Here is a 26,981-nt window from a genome sequence, read left to right as displayed (position 1 = left end):
AGCATGCAGTCGTGAGAGACTTTTCAGCAATCGGCTCTGGCGGAAACTAAGAATAAACCCGGTACAGGTTAGGAGTTGTCCCCACCTGACGACGAAACTCTCGCCCCATGTGCGATTGGTTATAGAAGCCGCATTGCGCGGCGATTTGGTCAAGCGTCAGATCCGGGTTCCCATACCGCAGCAGGTACTTCGCGTGATCAATGCGCACCTGCAAGAGATAACGAGAAGGGGTCAGTTCCATGGTTTGACGAAACAAACGCGTGAAGTGACAGGGATCAACGCCGGCTGCTTGGGCAAGATCGTCGCGCGAAACTTCTTGGGCGAAATTTGCGTGCAGATATTCCAGCGTACGTTGGATCGACGCCGGTCGCAGGCGTTCTTTCGGTCCGAGCGGCTCCGGCAACTGATTTTCAGTAAGAACTAACAAGCGGCGAATGAGATCGTCGACCAGATCGTCAGCGGTCATCCTGGCGCCTGCCGCGGGCTGACTCTCAAACTGGTGAAGTAGTCGCTTAAGCAGCACTTCAATCGCATCGTCTCGGAACGATTTTGAGTGCAAAACGTCCATCGCAGGGGCTTCGCGTCCCAAGATGCGACTGGCCCGCCGCTGCAGAACTTCGGGCCGAATATACCAAGCGATCGAGTGAAAGGGACCTACTCCTTTAATCTCGGACGGAAGTTGATCGCTCACGAAAACGATGCTGCCTGGTCGATTGGGACGATGATATTTTCCCAACCCCATATCCAATTCTAGGGGATGCTTTGCACCGCTGTTCAACAACAACGACAAAAGCTTCATCCCGCCGGGATCGCCGTCATCGATCGCCTCGGACAACAGCACTTCGGCAATTTCAAATTGCCCGCCGGGGTCATGAAAGTGATTCACGGCCATCATCCGCTCACGCTGCCAGTTGGGCGTCTGGCAATACATCTCCCATGAATCGACCCCCATCGAAAGAGAATCACGTTGGGATAGGATGGCGTCCAGAGAACTCATGACATCTCATTCTGCATGTCAGCACGAAGAACGGCGAGGCAGCTATTATCAACAAGATCGCCAAGTTCTTCAACGTTTTATGACAGATCGGCGAAGTCGCGCAGAACCCAAGGCCTAGGTTCAAAAAACGCCAGATCAAGGGGTTGCCTGTCGCATACGATTAGCGGCCGGCAAGTCATCATTACCTAAGCATCTAGGGAAACCGCTGAAAAATTGAGCCCGGTTTCCTGGGGATCAAGTGCGAGATCGCCAAACTCATAGCAGAGAAAATGTCCTCCGCTTGCTGTATCAATCTATCTCCGCCATAACAGCACGCCGCTCAAGAGAAAGCTGAGTAAGATGCCGGTAACAATGGAAAGTGGAAACGGACGTTGTTCTCTTCAACCCGAATATCGCCAAGCAAGCGACCGAGCCGAGAAAGCTATGAGGCGATCAGCAGTCTGATTTCCACCGTGCCGACCAGACCGCTGACCGCTGAATATAATCAACTCTCGCATGTTGACGTTTGGTCGTTTGCTCTCGCGAACTCCTGTTTCGCCTAAATAATGGTCGGCGACCAATTGGGCGGATCGCTGGCCGGGAATGATTCGACGCTGGACTCATCAACGCGATCATTCGGCACCTCGGCCGACGCTTCATCACGGGTCCAGGAAGCGGTTAGATCATTCGCCGCGAGAATTCGGTCAAGCAATTCTTCCGTTTCGGCTGGCGGCGTTTGGGCGCAAAAAAGAGCTGTTTGCCGTCGAACCGCATCTTCTGTATCGGGATAATGAGCGACGTGTCGCTCGGCGGCTGCTTCAAGCCGTTCGCGAACATGTCGCCACTCTTTGGTCATTTGCACGTCGTTCATGGCGCCTCTCCTTGAAACGTAGGGGATACCTGAATGCGACGCAGAAGTTAGGTGTGTCGCAATCCGTTTGCCCGTTAATGCAATTGTAGGCGCACCAAGGATCGCTCCGTCAAATAGAAGCATTTAGCCCCTATAGAGGCCGAATCACGGCTGGACAGTTGGCCCATTAGGCAACGAATAATCAGCGCCGTTCAAGCTGTTGACGACCGAAAGTTGCCAATCGTGTTGCAGCTTCGTCAGCTGCTCGGCTACGTCTGGATACTGCTTCAGTACGTTTTGCTTCTCATACGGATCGGCGGCCAAATCGTACAACTCGAAACGAACCGCTCCTTTCTTATTCTCAATGCGATGCAGTTTCCAATCGCCGCTGATCAGCGACGCGTGTCCCGGAAAGGTATCAGTTGAGACCGGCGGTTGCGGCAGGTCAGCCGCATGAATACTCACTTCTTCCACCGGCAAATCGCCGCCAGCCGCTTGCTTGTTCAATAGCTCTTGCATCATCGCATCGGAACGAACCGGCATTCCACCGTTGGCTGTCTGCCAAAATCCGATCGGTTGCGGTCGTGCTTCGGTCTTCGCCGTCAGCAGCGGCAGCAGGTTGATCCCATCCAGCGGACGTTCCTCATCTGGCGACAGTCCGGCGGCAGCCAGCACCGTCGGAAAGATGTCGCAGGTGGTCGCTCGCAGCGATGTCGTCTGCGGCGCCGGAAAGCGAACCGGCCAATCGAGAATGCCCGGCACGAGCAAACCGCCTTCGTAGATCGAACCCTTCTTCTCGCGAAAGAGGCCGGCCGAGCCTTTCGCCTTGTCGGCGCCATTGTCGCTGCAGTACCACAGAATCGTGTTGTCAGAGATTCCCAACTCTTTCAGCGTATTGCGGATCTTGCCGTACGCCCGATCGATACCGGTCACTTCGCCGTAGTAATCACGAAACTTGGCAGGCTCATCTTTGTACAGTTCGCGATCGGCGTCCGCGGCGATATGCGGGTTATGCGGCGAACCAAACCACACGACCGAAAAGAACGGCTTCTCCCTTTTCGCCTGCTCGCGAATCCAATCGATCGCCAGGTCAGCGGTCACGTCCGAGCTTTCGCCGTGATACTGAATCGCACGACCCTGGTCGCACAAGATCGGATCGTTGTCATAAAAATTGGGAGCGCTGATCCAGTGATCGAAACCGCACTTGCCCGGATTGACCGGGCTGTCAGTGCGTACCGAACCGAGGTGCCATTTGCCAAAGTGCGACGTTGCGTAGCCTGCGACTTGCAGCCGCTCGGCCAAGGTGATCTCTTGCGGACGAATCGGCCACCCCCAAGCATAGACCGCCGAACGATTTGGATTGCGGCCGGTCAACACGCTGCAGCGTGTCGGCGAGCAAACCGGAGCCGCGGCGTAAAACCGATCGAAGCGAACCCCCTCGGCAGCCGCTTTGTCCAGATTCGGCGTCAAGATCGGCGCCGCATGGTTATAGCCGACGTCTCCCCACCCCTGATCGTCGGCCATCACCAAAATGATGTTGGGGCGATCCTGGGCCGCCAATAGCGGCGACGCGAAAAACGCAACAAAGGCCAGGCAAGCGAAGAGAGCACGGAATAGCATGTCGGTAGGCTTTCAATGGGCGGGCAGGTTTCTACGTCCCAGGCTACACAAACGAAACGCGCCGTTCCACACTCCCTTGGTCAAAGCCAAAAATTCTCGCGTGACGCAACACTAGCCCGTTGCGCCAGCGAGGGAAAACGATGGCGATACCAACCCGGCTTAAAGTAAGTGTCCAGCCGCATTCCAGCGGCGCCGCCTACTCGTGCCCGGCGCCCTTTGCGCCCTTCTTAAGGTTCGCCAGGAAGGCGACCAGGTCGCGGATTTCCTGTCGCGAAAGATGTTTGTAGATATCTTCCGGCATCGGCGAGTTCGCCGCTTTGCGAACATCAATGTCATCCTGCAAAATTGTCAGCAAATTCCCTTCGGCGTTGACCAGACTGAGCGCGTCGTCGGTCTCTTCTTTCAACACGCCGGAGAGCGTCTGTCCGTCGACCGTCAGGACCATGACCGACTCGAATCCTTTCGCGATTTTCGCGTTCGGGCGGACGATCGCTTCCAGCAGATACTCCGGCTTTTTTTCGGCGCCGATCTTGTCGAGTTCTGGACCGACGCGACCGCCGGTTCCTTGAGCACGGTGACAACGGACGCACGAGACTTCCGTCTTTTCAAAGAAGATCTTACGTCCCTTCTCGGCATCGCCGCCCGCCAAAGCCGGTCGATACATCGCCAGCGGATCGGATGCGTCGAGCGTCGCTTCGTACTTGCCTAGCAACTCACCTACCGCTTTGTCGTCTCGTTTCGCTTCGGCGGCTTGCAGCACGTCCAGTTGCGTATCGACCGGCACTTCTCCGGCTAACAACGCGGCGACTTGATCGGCTATCGCTGCGGCGGAGCCATCCAATTTGGTCTCGGCCAGCGAAGCAAGCGCCTGCTGGCGTTCAACCTTCGTGCCGGCTTTCGCTCCGCCTGCCAACTTGGCGATCGCCTGGTCAGGAGCGACCTTCTCCAGCAACGAACGGGCGGCGGCGCGAACCTCAGGCACATCGGACGAAAGCGCGTCAAGCACGACCGACTTGTTGTTAGCGTTCAGTGCGACTGCAGCGGTCAGCGCATCGGCCCGAGTTTGCGGAGTTTGCTCCGCGTCATTCATCAACGCGATCAAAACCGGTGCGACCTCTTGAATACCAGACTTGGCGGCCAATTGCGCGGCGGCGTTGCGAACTTTCTCGGTACCGGCCAGCAGACCCGGCAATTGGGTGACCAGCGCGGCTTTCGCTACTTCGGCGTCGCGGCTCTCCAGCGGACGATGGAAGTTCAGCACGCGATCCAGCGGCGACGGTTCGGCCCAGTCTTGCAGCATCGCGAGCGCTTCTAACCGCATCGCTTCCGGCGCGTTGGAATCAGCGGCGTATTCGGCCAAGGCGGCGGCTGTCTCGGCGTCACCTAGTCGAAAGTTTGCATTCAGGACGCGGCGTAATAAAGCGTTGTCTTTTAGCCCGCGATGGATCAGGCCGGCAAGTTGCGGCATCGCGGCTTCCATCGGCAAATCATGAATCGCACGAGCCGCTTCCAGAACAACCGACTCATTTCCATCTCCCAAAAACCGGACGATCGACGGACTATGCAGTCGTCGCAGCGCCACGACCGCGGCGCGACGAACCGCGACCGAGTCATGTTTTGACAGATCGCCGATCTGCTGGACGTTTCGCGTAGCTGCCAAGGCCAGCACGGCGCCATGTCGCAAGACGGGGTCCTGATCGTCGTTTTCGGCGAGGATCTCGACGATCCGCTCGAACATCGGCCGCGTGTCGCCAAAATGATTTCCCTTGGAAACGCCGACAAGGGCGAAGTATTTCACCCGCGGGTTCTCGTCGTCAAGCAGCGCGACGAGCGATTCCGGAACTTCGAGATCGCCCAGGACTTTGGCCGCTTGGGCGCGAACTTCGGGATCGGCGTCCTTCACCATCGTTTCGCTGAGCGCTTTGGCAGGCTCGGCCCGTTCGCGAACGTCGCGCAGCTTGTCGGCGATTTGTCCAATGCCCCAGATCGCGTGCAAGCGAGCCAATTGGTTGTCGCTGCTGGTCGCAACTTGGTTGAAGACGTCTAATGCATCACGATTAGCCAGTTCAAACTGAGCCCCTTGGCGAACGCGTCGATCGGGGTGGGCCAGCAGCTTGCCAAGTTCGTCCGTCGCTTTGTCGGTGAACCCGGCGGCCAGCAGTTTTTGCATCTCTTTGACGATCGGCTGATCGATTTCTTTCGGATCGAAGAAGCGATAGAGTCGCCCTTTGTTGAGCCCGTTCCAACCGTCGACCCAGTCGCTGACATAGATGGCTCCATCGGGGCCAAAATCGACGTCGGTCGCCAGAATGTGCCAAATCGCCAGTTGGTGGTCCACCATTTCGTAGGTGGCGCCTTTGTTTTTCAGCGTAAAAGAACGGACGCCGCTATTGGCGGGACCGCCGCGAAAGTCGCAGAGGAAAAAGGTCCCACGAAACTTTTCTCCGAGGCCGACGCCGGGATAATACGCCAGGCCGCTCGGCCCGTCGCCAAAGTTGCGAATCGGCGGATTCAGATATGCGGCCTGGCCTTCGTGAAAGGGGTGCCATAGCTTTTCGCGATTCCAAGGTCCGCGATCGCTGAGATATTGGAAAGCCATATTCCAACCGCTGTTTCCCCCTTCGACCAGATAGATCCACCGCGCTGCATCGCCGCTGTCCGAGTTGTTGTCCCCGGTGAACAGATTGCCGTAGTCGTCAAACGTCAGCTCTTGCGGATTTCGCAGCCCCGTATAAAAGACTTCCAATTCCGTTCCATCCGGATTGCAACGAAACACGGCGCCGCTACCGGGATCTTTCAGTACGCCGGCGTTGGTGCGGACGTTGTAGCCGCGATCGCCGATGCTGAAATAAACCTTGCCGTCGTTGCCAACGACCAGTCCGTGCATGTCATGTCCACGAAACGCGTACCGCACGCCGAAGCCGGTATAAAGCGCCTTGCGCTGGTCGGCGACGCCGTCGTTGTCGGTATCGCGCAGCTTCCAGAGATTGGGAATGTTCGTGTAAAAGAGATCGCCGTTCAGCCACAGTACGCCGGCGCCGGTTCCTTCGACGATATCGTTGAAGTGATCGGCGAAGACCGAATCGTGATCGGCCCGGTGATCGCCGTCGCGATCTTCGATCAGACGAATGCGATCGTCATGTTTGGTGTAGGACTCTTTCGCTTCGGGATGGTGTTTGAGGATGTAGGCGCGGCGATCTTCGACCGATTGCGCCGCCAGATCATCATGGAGCCAATAGTTGTGTCCGCGATTGTCTTCGACCCCTTTGCTTTGCCGAAATGTCTCAGCGACAAACACGCGTCCCGTCGGATCAAAGCAAAATGCAACCGGATTCGCGATCCGCGGTTCGGCGGCGAACAGCTCGACCTGGAAGCCTGCAGGCATCTGGAAGCCCGACATCGCGTTCTTCCCTTCGTCCGAGGCGGGCGCAACTTGCGGCGTCTCCGGTTCGGGAACATCGTTTTCGGCACGAACGAAAGAAGGGAGCGCTAGCGTCGACAGCGCCAGCGCGAGAATCGGTGCAAATAGCTTCACGACGATCGACCTTGGTAGAACAAACGACAGAATACGGCCTGGGGAGATCGACGACGCCTAGGCGGGAGGGAAACGGCGTCGAATCTTTTAGCCTAATCGCCTGAAAAACTTCGAGCAACTCCCTGGTCAGGGGCTCGGTCGACTGCGGCTAGTCGCGGCGCCCTGGATCGTCTTTGCCGTACCGCCCTTGATATTCGTCTTTGGGGTATTTGCGGATGTTTTTCCGCATTTTGTCGCTCATCGCCGCCGCGACATCAATATTCAGCTCGTTGGCCAATGCGAGCCCGTAGCATAAGATATCGGCCAATTCTTCGCCGATGGCGGTCATCTTGGCGGGGTCGGACTCTACTTCCCGCGACGCTTCGACCGTAAGCCACTGGAAATGTTCCATCAGTTCGGCCGCTTCGACCGCCAGCGCCATGCTGATATTTTTGGGAGCGTGAAATTGCCGCCAGTCCCGTTCGGCGACAAACTGCGAAATCATTTGCTTGATCGCGGCGACCGAGGTTTGGTCGTCGGTCGTCAGACGATCGATCAGCGTATTCAGCGACGGCGCTTCGTCAGTCATCAGGCGGTTCCGCATACAAGAGGAGCGAAAACCGCCAGCTTAAACCGCCGATCACGCGACGAAAAGGTCGGCGATCCGCTTACTTGGCGTCTGGAGCCTTTGCGGCCAACGATTGCAGATAGTCGATCAGCGAGGTGAACTCGTCCAGCGTTATCTCGTCAGTCAGTCCCTTGGGCATCACAGAGACCTCGCTCTTCTTGCGAGCATCGATCGCATCCGGGTCAAGCTTGTGCTCATTCCCTTGTTCGTCACGAATGATAATTTCGTCGGCAGCTTCGCTGGTGATAAACGCCGTCATGACGCGTCCATCGTCCAGCAAAAAGATATTGGTGACAAAACCTTGCGCGAACGTTTTGCTCGGCAGCAGCACCGATTCGGCCAATTGCTCACGCCTGTAAGTTTTGGCGACCTGCGGCAAGTAAGGACCGATCGGCTTTTCGTTCGGATCGACCGTATGGCAACGATTGCAGGTAAGCTTGGCGAAGAGCTGCTCGCCTCGCTTGACATCCCCTTTCTTCTTCATCACCTGGGCGATGATTTCTTCCGGCTTCATCGTCTTCAGCTTTGGTCCGCTCGGCATTTGGGCTTTGATCTGCCAGGCGTTGGCGATCCGCTGCGCGGCGCCGCTGACTTGGGGATCGTTGGACGCGAGCAGTTCGATGATTTTCTCTTCGGCTCGACGATCATTCGCCAGATAGACGGCCTCGAGTCGTTGACGCGGACGATCGCTCCAGCCAGAGTCAACCGACTTCGCGACGATTGCTTGCACTTCCGGAGAAAGCTTTTTCTGTTGCGAAAGCAAAACCAGGCCGGCGTCGGCCCACACCGATGCGATCCCCTCGTTGGAGACGGCCATCTCTTGCAAGGGATGAACGCAACTGCTCAAGCGTCCCGAATCTTTAAACGCATCAAACGCCGCCAGATAAGCAGCCTTCGACTTCGTGTCGCTATGCAGCGCATTCAGACCGGCGTGAGCAGTAGCCAAAACGTCTTTGTTCTGTGAACGTAGCAAAGCAATGACCGCCGCCGATTTCACGGCCGCTTCCGCGGTTTCATCGGCAACTACTTTTTCGAGCAACGGAATCGCTTCGCTGGGCAGCGAATCGCCGGCCGCGATCTTGGTGACGGCAGCGGGAATAAACTGAGCGTCAGCGGCGGCGCGAGTCAACACAAGTTGCAAACTGCCGTCGAGATCGACGCGATGACGGGCCAATTGTTTCAGCAGAAACTCGGCGTCGGTCGGCGAAAGAGATTCCAACTGATTCTTCAGCGCGGCGGCGATGCGCGGCGACTCGCTCCATGGCTCCGGCTGATAATAGGGACCGCGCGTATCGGGACGCGTTCCCCAGCTTTGCCCGGTCCACTTGCCTTCATGATTGTAAAGTCGGCAGAGCGCGATCAGCAGATCACTGCGACGCGCGGCGTCTTGCTCTTTCGCCAAACGTTCGATCAATGCGGTGACGACATCGGCGTCGTGCAACGATTGCACCACGCGAATCGCTCCGGTTCGCTGAGCAGACGACGCTTGGGGATTGTCGATCACCGCCAGGGCGGCGCCCGCGGCTTGCAACTTGATCAGCGCTTGCACGGCGGTATGCGCGATGATCGGATCTTGATGGTCCAAATAGGCCGTTATCGCAGCGCCATTTTTGACGTCGCCCAAACGAGTTAAGCCAACGATCGCTTCAAGCTGCGTCCGAGCATCGCTCGACGATAAGCTCTCCAGCAGCAGGTTAACCGGAATTTCCGTTTGTTGATCCCAACGATCGGTCAACGCGCGAATCGCAAAGGCTCGCATGCTTTCGTCAGCAGCGACTCTGGCCAAAATCGCATGGCTTTTCTGGCCGAGCCATTGCTTGAGCGTGAAGATTGCCGCGACCCGATTGTCGAGCGGCGCCGATTTGTTTTCAACCAGCTTGGTCAAAGCGGCGACCGACGCATCATCGACATTGCGGGCCAGTAGTTCTCGCTGAGCCGCTAAGCGAATGCGATGGCTGGCCGAATCGGCGATCAGCTTCACCAGTTCTTCCGCGGTCGCCGTTAGAAAATCAGGGACCGGTTTAGCCTGATATCCCTTGGGGGTCACGCGAATCAGCGAGCCGACATGCTCACCGTTATAAGTAAACGTGGCCCCATCCCAGCTGGTTGCGTAGATGTTACCCTGCGCGTCGACGTCCAAATCGGTCACTCGCGGCAGTTTGATGAATTCCTCTTGGTCCGCAGTGAACGTGGCGCCGCTGGCTTTCGGCAGATGGCGATAGATCATGCTGCGGCCCCAATCGGCCGTGTAGATCGCATCCCCATATTCACCCGGAAAACCAGGTTCGCTCAAGTACAAAGCGCCGCAGCCAGAACCGCCGCCGTAATCAGCCAACGGTTGCACGATCTCATCGCCAAAGTTCATATAAAGTCGCGGGTAACCATGCGTTTCGTGCCCGCTGAAATGATGCAGGCGAATATCCCAGCCGCCGCCGTCGTTGGTGTTGTCGCGAGTAAACCCGTTCAGTCGCGGATCGAGCGCCACTTCCAGAATGTTGCGCGTGCCGCGTGAGTAGACTTGCAATCCGCTGCCATCGGGACGAACGCGAATGACGCCGCCATAGCGGAATTGCAACTTGGTCCCATCGGCGCCTTCGGCCTCCATAAATCCAAAGTCGCCGATCGCCAGATAAAGCCAACCGTCGATACCCAGGGTCACGCCGTTGGACGTGTGATCGGCCGGCCGATCTTTGAAATCAAAGGCGATATTTTTGACCAGCACTTTTTCTTCGTCCGCAACGCCGTCGCCGTCATGATCGATGAAAGCGCTCAAATGCGGCGGGTGCATCACGTACAAGCGATCACGATCCCAAACCAGTCCCCGCGGCGAGTCCACATCCGACACGAACAACTTCGATTCATCCGCACGTCCGTCTCCATCAATATCGCGCAGGCGATAGATGGCGCCGCGATTCAGCTTGCGGTCGAGCGAGCCATTTTTGTCGACCGAAACGTAAACGACGCCATCGGGCGCGGCGGCTACATAGACCGGATAGGTGACCGCCGGCGGAGCTGCGAACAGCGTGACGTCAAACTCCTCCGGCACTTTTACTTTCGCCAGCAGCTCGGCATCGGCGCTGTCAGCGTCCGCGACCGGATCAATTGTCGTCCACTGGTCGCCGAAGACGGAGAGCTCACGAACGCTTCCCCAACCACCGGTGTTGCTGCCGAGATATTGCACGCGAACATAACGAACGTCATCGGCCGCAAAGTCAAATTGGTGATTGCGGTCTCCGTCATTCTGGGATCGATCAACGACGGTCTTCCAGACGTTTTGATCCGAAGAGACGTCGACCGTATAGCGATAGATCGTTTGATCCGACTCCCAATCAATCTTACAGCCATGAATCGATTGCGGCGTTTCGAGGTCGACGATCAACCACTGAGGCGCACTGCCGTTTCCGGCGCACCAGCGAGTCGCCGGATCGCCGTCGACAGCAAGTTGCTTGAAGTTACTTTTACCGGTCTCTTCACTCGAAGCGGTCGTCGGTTTTCCCTGCGCCAGGTTGACCGGAACCAGTTTCGGCATTTCCGGCTTTAGATAGTCGGCGTTTAGCTTGTCGCAGGCCCAGAGCGCGCCGCGCGTCAACAGATCGAGAAACTTGTCAGCGCTGACCGTTTCGTTGTGGTGTCCCAGCGTGGTGCCAAAAACGCGCGTGTCTCCATATTGATTGACCCAAACGCAAGTCTCGGCTTTGCCGTTGTCTTGATTTTTGGCGACTCCCAACGAGTGGGCGTCGGGCCACAGCTTGGCGATGTGATACAGCTCTCCCTGAGGATTAGCCCACGCGGCGCCAAACCCCTCCATGATGGGATGTTCGGCGTCGACGTTCAAAACCTCGTGCGGATATTGAGCCCCATGACCATGCGAGGTGACGCCGCAAAACTTGAACCATTGATCCGTCTTGTCGCGATAACAATGCATCGCACAGTGAATCACTACGCCTGGCACGCCTTCTTGATGCGGCTTTAACACGCGAGCCGTCCAAGCAGGATCGTTGACGCCAGCAAAGCACTCGTCGTGCAGGATGATATCGTATCCCTTGGCCCAATCCGGATCTTGATAAAGCGGAATCTTCGTATCGGTGGTGGAGCCCCCTTGATGAACCACCGTTACTTCCATCAGCGCTCGTTCTTCTAGGCCGATTTTGATCAGGTTCTTCTGATTGTCGTAGTCGTGACAGCAACCGCCGGTCACTAGTAGGGCCTTGATCGGCTTGGGAGCCGTCTGAGCTTGGGCCGAGGTGATGATCAGACAGACAAGCAGCAGAGCGAGCGAAGTGCGTTTCATGGGCGGCATCGAGAAATGAGAGAGGGGGTAGGCAGGTGGGTTCGGTTTGGAGAAATCCGATTCCATTATAACCTGCCGCTCGCTGATTCTCTCCCCGTTTGTCCAATGCAGAGGACCGGAAAGACCGCAAACTCCGATTCCACCGATCAGGACAGCCTTGACGACGTTTATTTACGGAGAACCGTACGATGCTTTTTCGCCACATCCATCAAGAGCGATCTATTTTTCATAGCCAATTTTTATTCCCCTCCTCGGGGCGGCAGGCTGCATCTGCCAGGCTCCACTTTCACTTTTCATTCACAACATTGGTTCAGGGCAATTTCAGTGACAAGTATCGATCCCAACAAGTCTACACGGTTTCGCATGAATCCTCTCGGGCGCGTCAGTATTCGCTACCAAATTGGTGGAGCGTTCGCGATCGTGCTTCTCGTCATGGGTATCGGCATGTCGATCTATCATTTGGCGATCCGTCGAACCGTCGAGAACTATAACTTGCTGCTGAGCGAGCAAATCTCGCTGCAAACGCACGCCGAAAAGGCGAACGTCGCGATGCTTCAGTGCCGCCGCAACGAAAAAGACTTCCTACTGCGGCGCGATCCCAAATACATCGAGAGTCATGCCGCCAGCTACGCGTCACTGCTTGCCGAAACGGCGAGCATTGATGTGCTGGCTCAATCCCTGGCGGATGAAGCCGCTGCGGCTGACGCCAACGCGATCGCGATTGCGGCTGTGGACTATCGAAATGCGTTTGTCGCGTTGACCGAAAGCTGGACACGGCGCGGCATCGATCATAACTCCGGCTTGCAAGGCCATTTTCGTGATGTTGTCCACGACCTGGAAGATCACGCTAAAAAGTTCGCCGTCGACAAACTGTATCTCCAAGTAGCGGCGCTGCAGCGCTGCGCCATCAGCGGTCGTATTGCTGAGAGCGCCAACCGCAAAGCGATTGTCAAAGCGATAGAAGAAGTCAAGCAATCGCTGCAAACGGGCCATTACGACGCCGACCTGAAAGAAAAACAGATGCAGCTACTGACCAGGGTCGTCGCCGCTTTAGAGCAGGAAATTGCTGGCGAATCGAGCGACATCAGCTTGGAGGGAGCCACCTTGGCCATGGAGCAGGCATTGCTGAAGCATTACGTCCCCGGCGCTTCGGCGAAGCTTTTGATGATTCGACGCCGCGAGAAAGATTATCTGCTGCGGAACGATCCCAAATATATCCAACAGACGCATGCAGCGGCACAGCAGTTTGTCGCCGCGTTTGAAAACTCGCTGGTCGATCCCAACTCCGTCGCTCAAATTCGGACGTCGACCACCGACTATCTCCAAGCCTTCGATGCGCTGGTGCAAGAAGACCAGCAACTCGCCAACCTGGAACAGCAACTTCGCGCCGCTGTGCATAAGATCGAACCGCTGGTCGACCAAATCGCTCAAAATGCAGAAACTTCCGCCACGCAAATCGCCGCACAAACAGCCGATCGAGCGGCGACTTCAACGTATCGCGCCACGCTCGCCGGCGGAATTGCCCTTCTGCTCGGCGCTTGGATCGCCTGGATGTTGACCCGCTCGATCACCAAGCCGTTGTCACAGATGACGACGCTGGCCGCCCGGGTGGCGAAGGGAGATTTAAAGCAAACGCTCGACATTCGTCGTGAAGATGAAATCGGTCAACTGGCCATCGCCTTCAACCAATTGATCTCCAACTTACGTGAGATTATTACAGGCTTAGCGGAAGAAGCGAAAAGCTTGAACGGCGCCTCCGGCAACATGGCGGCGACCGCTGGATTTTTGACGGAGCAAGCCAACAACACGCGAACTCGCTCCGCCAGCGCGACCGCCGCGACCGAAGAGATTTCGGCCCAGATCGATTCGATGAATCATCTCACCGAAGAAATCTCGGGCAACTTCTCGCTGATCTCCAACAACATGCAGGAAATGTCGTCTTGCATCACCGAGATTGCGAAAAACGCCGAACGAACCTCCGGCTCAGCGCGAGCCGCAAGCCAACTGACAGGCAATAGTCGCGAGACGATTGATGAGCTGGGTCACGCCGCAAGCGAAATAGGCACGTTTATTGATACGATCCAAGACATCGCAGAGCAAACCAACCTGCTGGCCCTGAATGCGACGATCGAAGCGGCCCGCGCCGGAGATTCAGGCAAAGGTTTCGCCGTCGTAGCGGGTGAAGTCAAGGTTCTGTCAAAACAAACGGCCGCGGCCACCGAAGACATCAGCCGTCGCATCGCCGGCATTCAGAAATCAAGCGGCGCCGCGATCGAGTCGATCGCACGCGTCGCCGAAGTCATCGCCGAACTCGACGCGATGTCGCAATCGATCGCTTCGGCCGTCGAACAGCAGAACGTCACGACTCGTCACGTGGTCAGCAGCGTCGGCTCCGCGACGATGTCACTCGAAACAGTCGCCGCCGGCATCTCAGAAACGAATGTCGCCGGTGAGCAGATCGTCAACGAGATCGTCGCGGTCAGCAGTGCGGCCGAAACGACCGCATCGCACGCGACGGCCGCCAACACGACCAGCATCGAACTGTCGACCATCGCCGACAAACTGCGGGCTGCGGTGGCGCGGTTTGAAGTTTAGATTAATCCGATGCGAATTGACGATTGTTCGCTTAGAATTCCTCGCTAGTAACTATGGCGCGACTAGCGAGGAGAGGAAATGCGTAAGCGATATTTCGGACAATTGGCAATTTATTGTTCATTGGTCACGGTTTCTGCAATATTTCCCACCTTTGTCCTAGCCCAAGCCAAACCAGGCCAACTCCTTTGGACCTGGGTTTCTCCTCGCGGAGAACTCCACGATCAGTTGGGACCCGTTTGCACCGACGGCTCCCTCGTTTTCACGACCGGACGAGGTAGTAATGTAAAAACTGGCGCCCTCTACGCGCTAGATTTGAAGTCGGGAAACGTCGTCTGGGAAACGGAGACATCCGGGACGGCTTTGAGACTTGCCAATCTCTGCTTGTCAGACGATGTACTCTATGTAAGCACCGATCGCGGCGACTTCTACGCCATTGAAACGAGAACCGGCAATTCCATTTGGCACGTCCAAATGCCGTTTAAGTCCGGCATGATTTCTGTTGACGGAAATGACATCTTTGTTCACGCAGGCGGCAGATTGTTCGCGATTGACGCGAGAAACGGAAAAGGCGACTGGTGGCTGAAGCAAGGCAATTCTTATCTTGCCGACGCTCCGATTCTTTTGCCCGGCCGAGTTCTTGTCCGCGATTCCAACTACGCTTATTGCTTGAATGATCAAAACAGAAAACTGCGTTGGAGGGCGCCGGCATCCAACGCAATCGATTACTCTGTCTATCGAAACAACGTTTATGCTTGCAACCGAAACAAATCTAGCCTCAGCTGCTACGATCTTGCTCGAGGCGCCGAAAAATGGTCGCAGAAAACGAAGTACCGGTTGAAGACAGCCGTCGTCCCTTGTTTGGACTGGGTTGTTATCTGCTCCGCTTATGACGATTGCCGATTAGTAGGGGTCGAAGCGAGAAACGGTGAAGAAGCATGGACGATCCAACTTCCGGTCGTCTTGGCTTTAACCATCGATCGCATGATCGCAGGACAAGATCGGGTATATCTGCAACATATCGACCAGCTCTACTGCGTCGATCCTAGTCAGGGCGTCATCGATTGGCAGTCCCCTATGCCCAGCGCCCATCTCATGGAATGCCTTTGGGATGACGTGATCATCTGTCGAAAGCAACAGCGCGGCCTTCTAAGCTGCTACTCTCTTGGGAACGGCAATAACGGCTTTTGGTCCCAGGATGGTGGTGGCCCGCAGCGAGGAAACTACAACCGTGAAATTCCGTGACTCACGCTTTGAATCGACCAAGACAGAGCGTGATGTTCTGGCCGCCGAAACCGAAACTGTTATTTAGTGCGATGTCGACTTTCGCGTCGCGCGCGAAGTTGGGGATGTAGTCCAAATCGCAATTTGGATCCGGGTTTTCGTAGTTGATCGTCGGCGGCAGCACGTTATCGCGAATCGCCAGCAAGCAGACGATCGCTTCGGTCACTCCGGCGGCGGCGATCAAATGCCCCATCATGCTTTTGGTGCTGGAAACCGGAATCTTGTCGGCCATTGCGCCAAAGACCTGACGGCAAGCAAGCGACTCGACCTTGTCGTTGACTTCGGTGCTGGTGCCGTGGGCGTTGACATAGTCAATGTCTTCGACGTTCGCTTTGGCGTCGGTCATCGCCATTTTCATGCAACTGATCGCGCCGCGACCTTCGGGGTGCGTGTCGGTAATTCGAAACGCATCCGCCGTGGTGCCGTACCCCAAGACTTCGCCATAGATATGGGCGCCGCGAGCTTTGGCGTGCTCCAGCTCTTCGAGCACGACCATCGATGAGCCTTCGCCCAGGACAAAACCGTCGCGCAACCGATCAAAGGGACGCGACGCTTTCGTCGGATCGTCATTGCTGGTCGACAGCGCGGTCAACAGGTTAAAGCCGGTGACGCCAAACGGGTGAATCATGCTGTGAGCGCCGCCAGAAAGCATTACATCTACGGTCCCACGTCGAATCAGTTCGGTCGCTTCGCCGATCGCCTGACTGCTAGCAGCACAAGCGGTCAAGCAGTTCGCGTTCGGGCCTTGAGCGTTGAACAGCGACGCTAAGTGGGCGCTGGGCATGCTCGGCTCTTGCTCTAGTTCGCGGCGAGGATTGAGCGTTTCCAATCCTTTGCGAATGAAAGCGGCTTTGTCGAATTCACCTTCGACAGACATCGCGGCGGTCACCATCGTGGTGAAGGCGAAAAAGTCCTGATCCCCTTCTCCACAGCCGAGATAAACCCCCAATCGCGTCGGATCGAGCGAACCGTCCATCACGCCGGAGTCGGAAACCGCCTGCTTGGCGGCGCCGATCGCAAATTTTGTATGGCGACCAATGTTCTCCCAGCGATCGAGATCTTCACCGCATTTGTCGATGCTCCAACCGCGCACTTCGGCCGAGATTTTCGTGGGAAAGTTAGAAGCGTCAAAAACCGTCGTCCGGGCGACGCCCGACTTCGATTCTTTCAGGCCAGACCAGACGGTCTCGACGTCGTGCCCCATCGGATTGATCATACCGATTCCAGTGATGACGACTCGTCGACTCATGACGACTGGAGCTCCAAACAAGAGAAACTAAGCGGACATTACCGATTATTAGACGCAGACAAGCCGTCAAAAGATACAGGCCAGTCCGCTCCGTCTTCATATTATCGGCCCGATCGAGCACCGAGCGCGGCTAATTTCGACCTAAGGAGGCCGCTTCCGCATCCAGCATGTATTGCGGCGGTTGGATCGGCGATCCGTCCGGTTTTCTGCCGATGTCGAAGAGCCGATAAAGTCGCAGCAGTTGCAGCAAATCGGCGGTATCAAACAGTTCTCGGTCATTGTCTTGCTCGTCCAGATGAGCAAAGAACAATTCGACCTCGGCATGCAATCGCTCTCCACAGTGGCTGGTCGCCGAGATATAGGCGCCATCTTCGCGGATATCATGCGCCTCGACCGAGTAAATCAGTTGCGTGCCGGGGACTGCAGCAAAGTGGAAGATCGCTTTCGACACTTTCGCCAGAATGACGCGTTCTCGAAAATCATAGTACTGGGCGACTAGAAGTCCGCCGGTTTGGGCGATCCCCTCAATGACCAACGAGTGGGGCATGATAGGAATGCCTTGGAAGTGGTCATGCAGATGTTCTTCGGCAAGCGAAATCGATTTGATCGATTTGGCCGATTTTCCGCTCTCGAATTCGAGGAACTGATCAACCCAATACCAACGCATTCCCGATCCCTTCCAAGCGGACCTTCGCGCTGATCGCCGATTGCGATCAGCACAAAGATCAACGACTCGTTACGCAGCTAACTTGCTCTCGACATATTTGCACATGTCGTTCACCGTCAGCAAGTTACCGAATTCCGATACCTGCGGGTTTTGTTCAAACTTCGACAGGTCGGCGAAGGCCATCCGCTTTTTCAATTCAGAAAGTCCCTCAGGAGTGACTTTTCCGTCGTTGACGTATTCGGCGTTCGTCAAGATATCTTCGGGGAACAATTCCGCCCGAGGAATCTCGATGCTAAAGGCCTTCTCTAGTCGGAAGACGATATCGAGGAAGTCAATGGATTCCGCGCCGAGGTCGCCGACCATCGTCGCTTCCGGAGTTACTTCATCTTCGTCAACTCCCAGGGCGTCGACTAAGGCCTCGCGAACCTTCTCGAAGACTTCTTGTTCCGTCGGCATCTGAATGCGTTCTCCAAAGCTGAACCAGGAAATATATGGCTTCTCACCCAAGGTGAGTGAGATCGTCGCTTGCCGCACCGCGGCTTTCTTAAGCAAGCCGGCTAAGCGCGGCCGCCTTCAGGATACAGTAAGTTGAAATCTTCTTTTAACTTGCCGATTGCAAACCGATCGGTGGGAGTCAACTCATCCCCACCCAGGTTATAGCGCTGCAACACCAATTTTGCGCTGACCGCCATGTTGCCGGCCACGGTTCCTTTTACCTTCAGCGAGGTCAGGCTTCCTTCTTGCTTGACCCAATCGGCGGTAACCGTCAGTACTTCCCCCGGTTCGACAAAGTCAGCGTATTTGACGTTGCGCGCTTCCTGCAGAATGACCACGCTATGCGCGAAATCCTCCGAAGCACGGATCAGCCAAGCGCTGGTTTGCGTCATCGCTTCCAGCATCAATACGCCCGGCATAACCGGGAACTTGGGAAAGTGATCCTCTAAATATTCTTCGGCGAGCGAAAGGCATTTGGTCGCCATAATTCGCTCCCCCGGAACCAGATCGGTGATTCGATCAATCAGGGTGAATCGCATGCCGGCGTCCCAAAATTCTACCTAATCCCTAGTGTTAACTAGGTCCGAAAGTCAAAGCTCACTAGTATAGCCACGCTGAAAAAACGTCACAAGCTGGTTAAAGAGCGCCATTTAGCAGTTCGCGGCTATGCAAACTTTACTCCAATTCGCTTCGTATCAACAGACGGGAAAATGTGGCCTTAGGGTATGTCCAGGTCGAATCCCTACTATAATCGCGAGCGGATGTATCGCTTCCAAACCCCACGTTAACGGCGGATTTTTCGACCTTGTCAGACCTACATAAGGGGATAGCAGTCTCCCCCGGAGTCGCAGTCGGCACCGCCTACTGCATTCTCGAAATTTTCGTGAATCCGGAAAAGACGAAATTAGATCCCCACGAGATCACCCAGGAACTCGCGCGCTACGAGACGGCCAGAGACCAAACCTCCTCGGATCTGAGCGCGTTGCAGTCGAAGGTCGAAAGCCAAGTAGGCAAAGACGAAGCAGCGATTTTCGCCGCTCATCGCACGATACTGCGCGATCCCGCCTTCACCAACAAAATCCGACAGTGGATCGTTGACGAGCGAATGACCGCCCAAGGCGCTCTCCATCGACTCCTCGATGAATACACGCAACTTTTTTCCCGGATGGGGGATCCCTACCTACAGGAGCGACTGAATGACATCCGCGATGTCATCGTCCGCCTGAGCGCCTATCTGACCGATGTCCTTAACGATCCCGATGGGGGAGACGGCTGTTTAAAGGGGCCCCTGATCGTCGTTGCTGACGAATTGCTTCCCTCCCAAGCGGTCGCGCTGGGAGACGCTGACGTTCACGGGATCGTGACCGAGCGCGGCAGTCAGACGAGCCACGCCGCGATCATCGCTCGTAGTCGCGGCATTCCGGCGGTCTCTGGAGTACCCGGGATCGCGGCCCGGGTCAAAACAGGCGACACAATCGTCGTCAACGGCGGCGAAGGGATCGTTGTCGTTAATCCCGAAGCGGAAGAGTTGTCGGCCTATCGCAAGTTGGAACGCGAATTCTTTGACCTGAAGGATCAGCTGGCCGCCAATCGTGATTTGCCGGCGTGCACCGCTTGTGGTCAAGATATCGAGTTGATGGCCAACATCAACAACGCGCAAGACGCCGAAGCGGCCTCGGCGATGGGCGCCGGCGGAGTCGGCCTCTATCGAACGGAATACCTCTATCTGACGCACGAGAACGTTCCGGACGAAGCGGAGCAGATCGGCATCTATCGTCAGGTCATTAACGCCAGTCCCAACCGCAGCGTGACGATTCGTACGCTCGACATTGGCGGCGACAAAACCGTCGCTTATCTCGGTCACAACCACAACGAGGCGAACCCGTTTATGGGGTGGCGCAGCGTTCGACTTTCGTTTGAGCATCCCGAGTTCTTCATGTCACAAATTCGAGCGATCCTGCAATCAGGCGTCGACATCGAAGGAAGCGAAGTCCGTATGATGTTCCCAATGATCACGACGGTCGAGGAACTCCGCAAAATCCGCAGCTTCGTGCGCCGCGCTCAACGCCGTCTGACCGAAGAGAAAAAGCCGTTCTCGGACGTCAAAGTTGGCATGATGCTCGAAGTTCCCGCCGCCGCAGTCGTGATCCGTTCGATGCTCGATCTGGTCGACTTCGTCTCGATCGGCTCCAACGACCTGGTCCAATATCTCATGGCCGCCGATCGTGACAACCCGAAGGTCAGCAACCTGTGCCAACCGCTCGCGCCGGCGGTCGTGCATACGCTGAATGACGTCATCCGCGCCTGCAACATGGCCCGCGTTCCCGTTACCCTGTGCGGTGAGATGGCGGGCCAACCGCGCGCATTCATCCTGCTGCTAGGAATGGGGCTCCGCAGTTTCAGCATGAGCCCTGCGTTTGTGCCGACGATCAAACAACTTGCCTCACAGATTACTATCGAACGAGCCGAGTCGCTATTGGCTCGCGCGCTGCAAATGAAAACAACCAACCAGGTGAAGCGATTCTTGCGAATGGAGTTGGAAGAGATCTCGCCCGATATCGCGAAGCTCGATACCGATGGCTAAGGTCGCCTTTTGTAGGATCCGCTGTGCGGTCCATCAGAAGAGCCAACCATTCTCACGGAATGTGGCGCGCTCCGAACGAAGTGATGGTCTGGTTTCGTTGGTTGCCGTTCCACCACGCCTATCGCTCCGCTCTGAGCGTGCTACTCAAATTGATTTTAATATCCAAATCGTTCGCTTAACTTGGTCCGCACAGCGGCCCCTACTTGGTTAACTCGTCTTCAAGAAGTCGAGTATCGCCGTGGTCACTTCGACGGCGCGCTCCATCGGCGCCATATGTCCGGCTCCGGCGATTTCTACATATTTCGCGTCGACAATCGCGGCGGCGATCTCTTGCATCACGTCGGGCGGCGTAATCGAGTCGACCTCACCGCAAATCACCAGCGTCGGAACGTCGATGGTTGGTAGTAGATGGACCACATTTTCTCGCTCGGCCATGCCGCGCTGCGCGGCGGCGACTCCGGCGGGATCTTGCTGCAAGATCATCGCTTCTAGCGACTGCACGACGGCGGCGTTCTTCTCCAGCGAGATCGGCGAGAGGAGCTTGGGGACCATTGTGCTGGGAACTTTAGTGACGCCAAATCGTTCGACTTCGGCCGCCATTACTAGGCGCCCACGCGCTACTTTCTCGTCATCATCGTTGGCCCGCGTGTCGCATAGAATCAACCGCGCCAGCCGCGTGCGATGCCGCTGAAAGAACTGCCACGCGATGTAGCCGCCCATCGAGAGCCCGCAAAAGGTGACCGGTCGCGTCACGTTCAACTTGGCCAGTAGACGCGACAGATCGTCAGCAAACTGGGCCATCGTCGTTTTGTCGGCCGCGGGGTCACTCTCCCCAAAACCACGTAGATCGGGCGCAATCACTTGGTACCCTTCGGCCGCCAACACGTTGATCTGCGCTTCCCACATCGAATGGTCCAGCGGAAACCCATGCGCCAAGAGGACTGGCTCTCCCTCGCCGCGGATGACGACGTTTAAGGTTACTTCGCCGATCGGAATTCGTTCGCCTTGCATCGGGTTGCTCTACTGTTGTTGGTTGCGTCGCCCCATTCCAACTGAATTGTAACGCGTTCTGGTTCTGCTGCGCATCGGCAGAGGATACTCAACGAAATCGCTGAATGAATTTCCAGCCCGCGCCAGTGAGAGTCATCGTATCGCCGGCAAACTTCTTCAAGGCGAGACCTTTGGGCAATTGCGATTCGCAATAGGCGACGCAAAAAAATCCGCCGACGCCTGCCGTGGCGAATAATCCGAAAAGCCCTGTAAATATGCTGTTGGGACTATGTTCCCCGTCCGAAAGGGTGACCATACCCGCAAAAGAAATGGCTCCGCCCACGACAGTGGCCAGAATGAAATAAAGCGATTTTCCACGTCGGCGGCGCCACGACTGAGCAGCTTCGATACACTTCGAGCAGACCGAATAGGAGACGCTCATGGATACGGGTTTCTCCGCTTCCAACAATCGAAGTCGATAGAATTTATCGCTCTGTCGGATTCCCAGATCGTCGACGATATCAGCGGCGCAGTACAAACAGACATCGGGCAAGGACAGAGGAGAATTACCGACGATATTCCCCACACGCATGGCAAACTCTTCGTTCCACATGACTTCCGCGTCGAGGACCGGGTCCCCCTCCAAGGTCTCATCGACGCTAGGCGAAGCATACGGGTTTTCAGGCGGTTGGTTCACTTGATGTTCCCGAGGTAACAATCGTCGATCATTCTTGAAATCGCTCGACAAATTTTCTGCCTGCGCCAGAGAGCACCATTGTATCTCCAACGGCCCTGGACAAGGCAAGTCGATTTGGCGCCTTCGCTTCGCAATAGGCGACACCATAAATTCCGCCGACGTCAACAATAAAGATAAAGATAAAGACGAAGGCGAATATTAAAGCCGCGCGGTCGAGACCAGTGGGCGAATAGAAAACCGCGAACAGCAGACCAAGGGACACCGGTCCAGCGATCAAAAGACATACGAGGACACAAAGGGCGATTCCACGTCGACGCTGCCAAACCTGTGCTTTCTCCCCACATTCTGGACAAATCGAATAAGAGACGGATAGCGGTCCCTCTTGTTCATTCTTTCGCAATGTTGGACGCCCAAAACTGTCGATCATCCGCTCGCCCAAGTTTTCTTTGATATTGGCCGCGCAGTGCAAGCAAACCATCGGCAATGCCAGCGGCGAGTCTCCGACAATCTTTCCCATTTCAATCGTAAACCGGGCGTTATGCGCAGACTCTGCGTCGGGAGCATACTCAAAGGTTTGATCGACGCCAGGTGAAGCGAACGGATTTTCCGGCGGCTCCGTCATTCTTCCTCCGCTAGTCCGCGAAAATAGTTCTCGGCGAAATTTCGGTTCAGCGATGTGAGTCGATAAACCCCGCGGCCGACACTGGTCGGATACCAATGGAATACCGCAAACAGCCGGAGCACGATGTTCGCAAGCACCAAAAATCCGGTGGCGATCGCGACCACGATTCCCAATGACACGAGCAGTCTGGCGAAACCATCGCTCCATCCTCCCAGGATCAAACGGACGAGGATTACCGCATACCCAGAGATCAAGAAACCTGCGATCGTCAGCGAGCCGTTCACCAACAACGAAGCTCGTTGCCAGGGCCGGCGCCAAAGGCAATTTTGGCAAAGCGAGTAGTCGACCAACAGCCGTCCCCAATAGAACGACTGCTGAAAGTCTTGTTCGCCGACGGCGCCGCAGGTGTAGCAAAAACCGCGAACGTCTAGCGGCGACGCACCTTCGATTTGCTTGGGCGCATCACGATTTGTCTGAACGGCATGCGGCGATGCGAACGGGTTATCATCGGCCGAAGTCATGCCGACGCCTCGCGATGATCACGAAGAGCTGCTTCAAACGTCGGCGCTCGCGGAAAGACCTGGTAAATCCCGTTTTCTTTGGAAACGGGAGGTTGAAAAAAAACGCAGGGGATCCGCAACAAGATGCTAGTAACAATCAAAACGCCGATGCCAAACAGATGCGCGATGACGCTCCATTCGCCTGTTCGTATCCCATCCCTGTAAGAACTGGAAAACAGGAAATCAGTCAGCGCAATCAAGGCGAAAATTGGGATCCAAATTAAGAGCGAGAAGAGTCCATAGATGATCATATTTTCAAAGAAGGCCTGAAGACGCTGCCATTTGCGGCGCCAAAGACAATGCTCGCACAGCGAATAGCGCACGATCAACTTCGCTATACGGTAACGCTGCTCACAATCATGTGGCGCTGCGGCTGCGCATACCGAGCAAATGCCGCGGATATCGATCGGCGATACGCCGATTGTGAACACAGGGGGTTTAGGAGCTTCCCGAATATGGACCACGGACGGCGACGCGAACGGATTTTCTTCGGCCTGATTATCCATACCGCTGATTTTAGCCGAAATGTCGCCGCAGGCGGGTGCTATTTGGCCTTCGCCCAGATATTGCGATAGCGGACCGGGTTGCCATGGTTCTGCAGATAGACCGGTCCCGGCTCGGGTCCCGCTTGCACTGGAGCGGCTCGCGTGTTTTTGTCGGCCGGCAGTTCGACATTGTCATGAATCAGCACGCCGTTTTGCTTGACCGTCACTCGGGGCGAGCTTTTGACTTTCCCATCTTCATATTTCGCCGCGGTAAAATCGATGTCATACGTTTGCCAGCGCAGCGGCGGATAGCACATGTTGACGTCCGGCTTCTTTAGCGTGTAGAGTCCGCCGCACTCATTGTTCTCGCCTGACAGACCAAACGAATCGAGCATCTGCACTTCGTACCGTCCTTGCAAATACAGGCCGCTGTTGCCGCGCGCTTGTCCGCTATCTTCCGGCATGAACGGCAAGAGAAACTCGATATGAATCGAGTGATCGTCAAACAACTGCTTGCTGGTCGCGCCTTGCTCCATCAGACCATCTTCGGTCATCTTCGCGTTCATCCAGGCATCGAGACTCGAGCCGTCAAACAACACGACTGCGCCTGCGGGCGGTTTGGCGCCCATCGTCTCGCTTTCGCGAAAGACCTTAGAAAGCTCCACGACTAGCTGATTGTCACCGCCGTAGACGTTCATAATTCCGTCCTTAATCTCAGCGCGAACTTCCCCGCCATCCTCGGTCGTATGACGGAAAACGATCATCTCCCCTTCCCGCTCTCCATCGGCTTCCAGCTTCTTCTCGTCTGGCTTCAGCCCATCTCCCGGCAGTCCGCCTGGCATTCCAACGGCGTGAAATTTCCCTTTCCCCTTGGCGATCACCTGAGCGGCGATTTTCACCTTGTCGGGGCCAAGGTACCCCTGGTATTCCCCCTGGGCGTCATAATCTTCGCCCGCTTCTTTGGGATCGGTAAACGTCGGACCGGCCAGCAAATTGGAGCCGCAGCCGAGCAGAAGGAGAGGTAAAACGAGCCGAAACGAGAATAAGCGAGGCATGGCACGGAGACTCCGAGCGCGGGGAAATGAAGAAAAAAGGGGAGAAGTCCCTTTATTCTCGTTTACCAACCAGGGGGATGCAAGCTTCCGGCGCCGTCAGCTCGACCTAACGGAAAGGAAAGGTAGAATACGGGAAGGTCCAAGGGGCGCCGCCGCTCCATTGCTCGCTGATTCACTTAGGATGCGATTCATGCCGCTCGTTCGTAGCTATCCATGGTTCTTGATGCTCGGTCTTGCTCTGCTGGCCGGCTGTGACAATGTCGGAATCCGCAATCCGTTCGCCAAACCGGCGCCGGCCAAAAAGATGGCCGCGACAACGGCTCCGGCGCAAACGACGACTCCGCCGAAGCCGTCCAATGTGACGGCGCGTCAGAATCGCGAAGCGGAAGCGCGCAGCACGATGATCCGAACCACTTCTTTGCGCGGCGGAAAAACAGCTGGCGGCGGAACGATGGAAGAACGACTCGACGTACGTGATGCGGTCTCGCGAATCGGCGACGACCTGAAAAACACCATCGAATATTCGCCAGCCCTGGTCGTCTGGATGGTCGATACGACGCAATCAGCCTCGGCGCTCAAACGGGGCTTTCAAGACGCGGCGCCTAAGATGTACGACGACTTGGCGGGCGCGCTGGCAGGCAAATCGGCGGACCGACTGACTTCGGCCGTGGTCGCAGTCGGCGGAGCAACTCCTCAATTTCTGATCGACCAGCCGACCGGCGACATCGCGATGGTCCGCGATCAGATCGGCAAACTGCCCAGCGATGACAGCGGCGCCGAGCCGATCTTCGCCGCAGTCGATCAGGCGCTCGATAAATACGGGAAGTTTCAGGCGCAAAATCGCGCCGTCGCAATCGTCATCGTCACCGACGAAGCCGGCGACGATCAAGACATGGTCGACGCGGTGATCGCCAAGGCGCGTCCGCTAGGAATCAAGATTCACGCGATCGGCGTGCCGGCGCCCTTTGGACGCTTGTCTGGGCTGATGCAGACCGCCGAAAATCGCAGCGACGGCAAGCCGGCGATCGTACAAGGTCCCGAAACTCGCCGCCTGCAACGAATCAATCTCGACTTCACGTCGTCCGGTTTCGGCTCGCAAGAGATCGACAGCGGCTTCGGACCGTTTGCCTTGAACTACCTGTGCCGCGCAACCGGCGGCGCCTATTTGATTGTCCGCTCTAGTGCGCTGGGATCGTGGCCCGGCAACGCCAGCGTCTACGGCGGCGAGTATCGTCGTAAATATCCTCCGCAATTCATTTCGGCCGACGAGTACCAACAAAGGTTGTCGAGCAACAAAGCGCTCGCGGCGCTCGACGCCGTATCCTATCTGCCGCCTGGGGGCGCGATCACCGCTCCCTCGACCAACTTCCGCACCGGCGACGAAGCGGCGCTGAAGCGCAGTCTCGACTCAGCGCAGCGACTTCCGGCCCGCTTGGCGCCGCCGCTAGAAGCGATCTACAACCGCCTCAGCGACGCCGAATCGGATCGTGATAAGATCACCGATCCCCGTTGGCAAGCCAGTTATGACTTGGCGCTGGGCAGAGCGGCAGCCGCACTGGCCCGCACCAACGGCTACAACCAGATGTTGGCGCTGCTGAAATCGGGTCGCAAGTTTGACGATGCGAGCCATGACACATGGATCTTGCAGCCGGCCGATTCGCTCAGCGAAGCCGGCAGCCGACTCGAAAAGGTACGGAAGCAAGCAGTCGACGCACTGCAACGGGTAATCAACGAGCACCCCGATACTCCCTGGGCCGAGTTGGCCCGACGCGAGCTCGAAACGCCGATCGGCTGGCAATGGACCGAAGCTTAAACTAGTCGA

Annotated in this window: 20 protein-coding genes and 1 pseudogene; 5 read left to right on the top strand and 16 right to left on the bottom strand. The window is 56.5% G+C overall.

Annotation, left to right across the window (positions count from 1 at the left end):
* Positions 1 to 46: 46 nt before the first annotated feature.
* From M4951_RS01460 to M4951_RS01435, 7 genes and pseudogenes are all read right to left on the bottom strand, one after another.
* The gene (locus tag M4951_RS01460) at positions 47 to 997 is read right to left on the bottom strand and encodes a helix-turn-helix domain-containing protein (RefSeq protein WP_262024710.1); all 951 of its coding nucleotides are present in this window, start codon (positions 995 to 997) and stop codon (positions 47 to 49) included.
* Between the two features lie 319 nt (positions 998 to 1,316).
* Positions 1,317 to 1,406, bottom strand: a pseudogene (locus M4951_RS25610) (DUF2905 family protein); the annotation flags it as partial.
* 129 nt (positions 1,407 to 1,535) lie between these two features.
* Positions 1,536 to 1,847: a hypothetical protein gene (locus M4951_RS01455; RefSeq protein ID WP_262024709.1), complete on the bottom strand. Its 312-nt coding sequence runs from the start codon at positions 1,845 to 1,847 to the stop codon at positions 1,536 to 1,538.
* A 144-nt stretch (positions 1,848 to 1,991) separates the two neighbouring features.
* On the bottom strand, positions 1,992 to 3,446 hold the full coding sequence (locus M4951_RS01450; RefSeq protein WP_262024708.1) for a sulfatase: 1,455 nt from the start codon (positions 3,444 to 3,446) through the stop codon (positions 1,992 to 1,994).
* A 196-nt stretch (positions 3,447 to 3,642) separates the two neighbouring features.
* Positions 3,643 to 6,981, bottom strand: coding sequence for a PVC-type heme-binding CxxCH protein (locus M4951_RS01445; RefSeq protein WP_262024707.1), 3,339 nt, complete (start codon positions 6,979 to 6,981; stop codon positions 3,643 to 3,645).
* Between the two features lie 148 nt (positions 6,982 to 7,129).
* Entirely contained in the window at positions 7,130 to 7,549 is a 420-nt protein-coding gene (locus M4951_RS01440; RefSeq protein WP_262024706.1) for a nucleotide pyrophosphohydrolase, read from the bottom strand.
* A gap of 79 nt (positions 7,550 to 7,628) precedes the next feature.
* On the bottom strand, positions 7,629 to 11,879 hold the full coding sequence (locus tag M4951_RS01435; RefSeq protein ID WP_262024705.1) for a discoidin domain-containing protein: 4,251 nt from the start codon (positions 11,877 to 11,879) through the stop codon (positions 7,629 to 7,631).
* A gap of 363 nt (positions 11,880 to 12,242) precedes the next feature.
* On the opposite strand from M4951_RS01435, the gene M4951_RS01430 reads away from it, so the two are divergent.
* Positions 12,243 to 14,474: a methyl-accepting chemotaxis protein gene (locus tag M4951_RS01430; RefSeq protein WP_262024704.1), complete on the top strand. Its 2,232-nt coding sequence runs from the start codon at positions 12,243 to 12,245 to the stop codon at positions 14,472 to 14,474.
* A 78-nt stretch (positions 14,475 to 14,552) separates the two neighbouring features.
* On the top strand, positions 14,553 to 15,716 hold the full coding sequence (locus M4951_RS01425) for a PQQ-binding-like beta-propeller repeat protein (RefSeq protein ID WP_262024703.1): 1,164 nt from the start codon (positions 14,553 to 14,555) through the stop codon (positions 15,714 to 15,716).
* A gap of 1 nt (position 15,717) precedes the next feature.
* On the opposite strand, the gene M4951_RS01420 is transcribed toward M4951_RS01425, so the two are convergent.
* The 4 genes from M4951_RS01420 to M4951_RS01405 all read right to left on the bottom strand — a co-directional run bounded on the left by M4951_RS01420 (position 15,718) and on the right by M4951_RS01405 (position 18,705).
* Positions 15,718 to 17,004 (bottom strand): beta-ketoacyl-[acyl-carrier-protein] synthase family protein, encoded by a 1,287-nt coding sequence (locus M4951_RS01420; RefSeq protein ID WP_262024702.1) that lies wholly within the window; start codon positions 17,002 to 17,004, stop codon positions 15,718 to 15,720.
* A 130-nt stretch (positions 17,005 to 17,134) separates the two neighbouring features.
* Positions 17,135 to 17,671 carry a beta-hydroxyacyl-ACP dehydratase gene (locus tag M4951_RS01415; protein ID WP_262024701.1) on the bottom strand — a complete coding sequence of 179 codons (537 nt, stop codon included), beginning with the start codon at positions 17,669 to 17,671 and terminating at the stop codon, positions 17,135 to 17,137.
* Between the two features lie 69 nt (positions 17,672 to 17,740).
* Positions 17,741 to 18,127 carry an acyl carrier protein gene (locus M4951_RS01410; RefSeq protein ID WP_262024700.1) on the bottom strand — a complete coding sequence of 129 codons (387 nt, stop codon included), beginning with the start codon at positions 18,125 to 18,127 and terminating at the stop codon, positions 17,741 to 17,743.
* Positions 18,128 to 18,228: 101 nt separating this feature from the next.
* On the bottom strand, positions 18,229 to 18,705 hold the full coding sequence (locus M4951_RS01405; RefSeq protein WP_262024699.1) for a 3-hydroxyacyl-ACP dehydratase FabZ family protein: 477 nt from the start codon (positions 18,703 to 18,705) through the stop codon (positions 18,229 to 18,231).
* 266 nt (positions 18,706 to 18,971) lie between these two features.
* Here M4951_RS01405 and ptsP point away from each other — a divergent pair, with 266 nt between their 5' ends.
* Complete coding sequence (gene ptsP / locus M4951_RS01400) at positions 18,972 to 20,750, top strand: phosphoenolpyruvate--protein phosphotransferase (protein ID WP_262024698.1); 1,779 nt, start codon at positions 18,972 to 18,974, stop codon at positions 20,748 to 20,750.
* Positions 20,751 to 20,957: 207 nt separating this feature from the next.
* Here ptsP and M4951_RS01395 read toward each other — a convergent pair whose 3' ends face one another.
* The 4 genes from M4951_RS01395 to M4951_RS01380 all read right to left on the bottom strand — a co-directional run bounded on the left by M4951_RS01395 (position 20,958) and on the right by M4951_RS01380 (position 23,580).
* A complete protein-coding gene (locus tag M4951_RS01395; protein WP_262024697.1) occupies positions 20,958 to 21,761 on the bottom strand; it encodes an alpha/beta fold hydrolase in 804 nt (267 codons plus the stop codon).
* An 88-nt stretch (positions 21,762 to 21,849) separates the two neighbouring features.
* Positions 21,850 to 22,437 (bottom strand): hypothetical protein, encoded by a 588-nt coding sequence (locus M4951_RS01390; RefSeq protein ID WP_262024696.1) that lies wholly within the window; start codon positions 22,435 to 22,437, stop codon positions 21,850 to 21,852.
* A gap of 28 nt (positions 22,438 to 22,465) precedes the next feature.
* Positions 22,466 to 22,954 (bottom strand): hypothetical protein, encoded by a 489-nt coding sequence (locus M4951_RS01385; protein ID WP_262024695.1) that lies wholly within the window; start codon positions 22,952 to 22,954, stop codon positions 22,466 to 22,468.
* 101 nt (positions 22,955 to 23,055) lie between these two features.
* A complete protein-coding gene (locus M4951_RS01380; protein ID WP_262024694.1) occupies positions 23,056 to 23,580 on the bottom strand; it encodes a hypothetical protein in 525 nt (174 codons plus the stop codon).
* 92 nt (positions 23,581 to 23,672) lie between these two features.
* Between M4951_RS01380 and M4951_RS01375 the strand changes: the two genes are divergently transcribed.
* Positions 23,673 to 23,843, top strand: a complete 171-nt coding sequence (locus M4951_RS01375; protein ID WP_262024693.1) for a hypothetical protein — start codon at positions 23,673 to 23,675, stop codon at positions 23,841 to 23,843.
* Between the two features lie 320 nt (positions 23,844 to 24,163).
* On the opposite strand, the gene M4951_RS01370 is transcribed toward M4951_RS01375, so the two are convergent.
* Positions 24,164 to 25,159 carry a DUF1080 domain-containing protein gene (locus M4951_RS01370; protein WP_262024692.1) on the bottom strand — a complete coding sequence of 332 codons (996 nt, stop codon included), beginning with the start codon at positions 25,157 to 25,159 and terminating at the stop codon, positions 24,164 to 24,166.
* A 190-nt stretch (positions 25,160 to 25,349) separates the two neighbouring features.
* Here M4951_RS01370 and M4951_RS01365 point away from each other — a divergent pair, with 190 nt between their 5' ends.
* On the top strand, positions 25,350 to 26,972 hold the full coding sequence (locus M4951_RS01365) for a vWA domain-containing protein (RefSeq protein WP_262024691.1): 1,623 nt from the start codon (positions 25,350 to 25,352) through the stop codon (positions 26,970 to 26,972).
* Positions 26,973 to 26,981 lie beyond the last annotated feature (9 nt).

This window comes from Blastopirellula sp. J2-11, from assembly GCF_024584705.1.
Classification (GTDB): domain Bacteria; phylum Planctomycetota; class Planctomycetia; order Pirellulales; family Pirellulaceae; genus Blastopirellula.
This window is presented reverse-complemented; position numbering and strand designations above follow the sequence as displayed.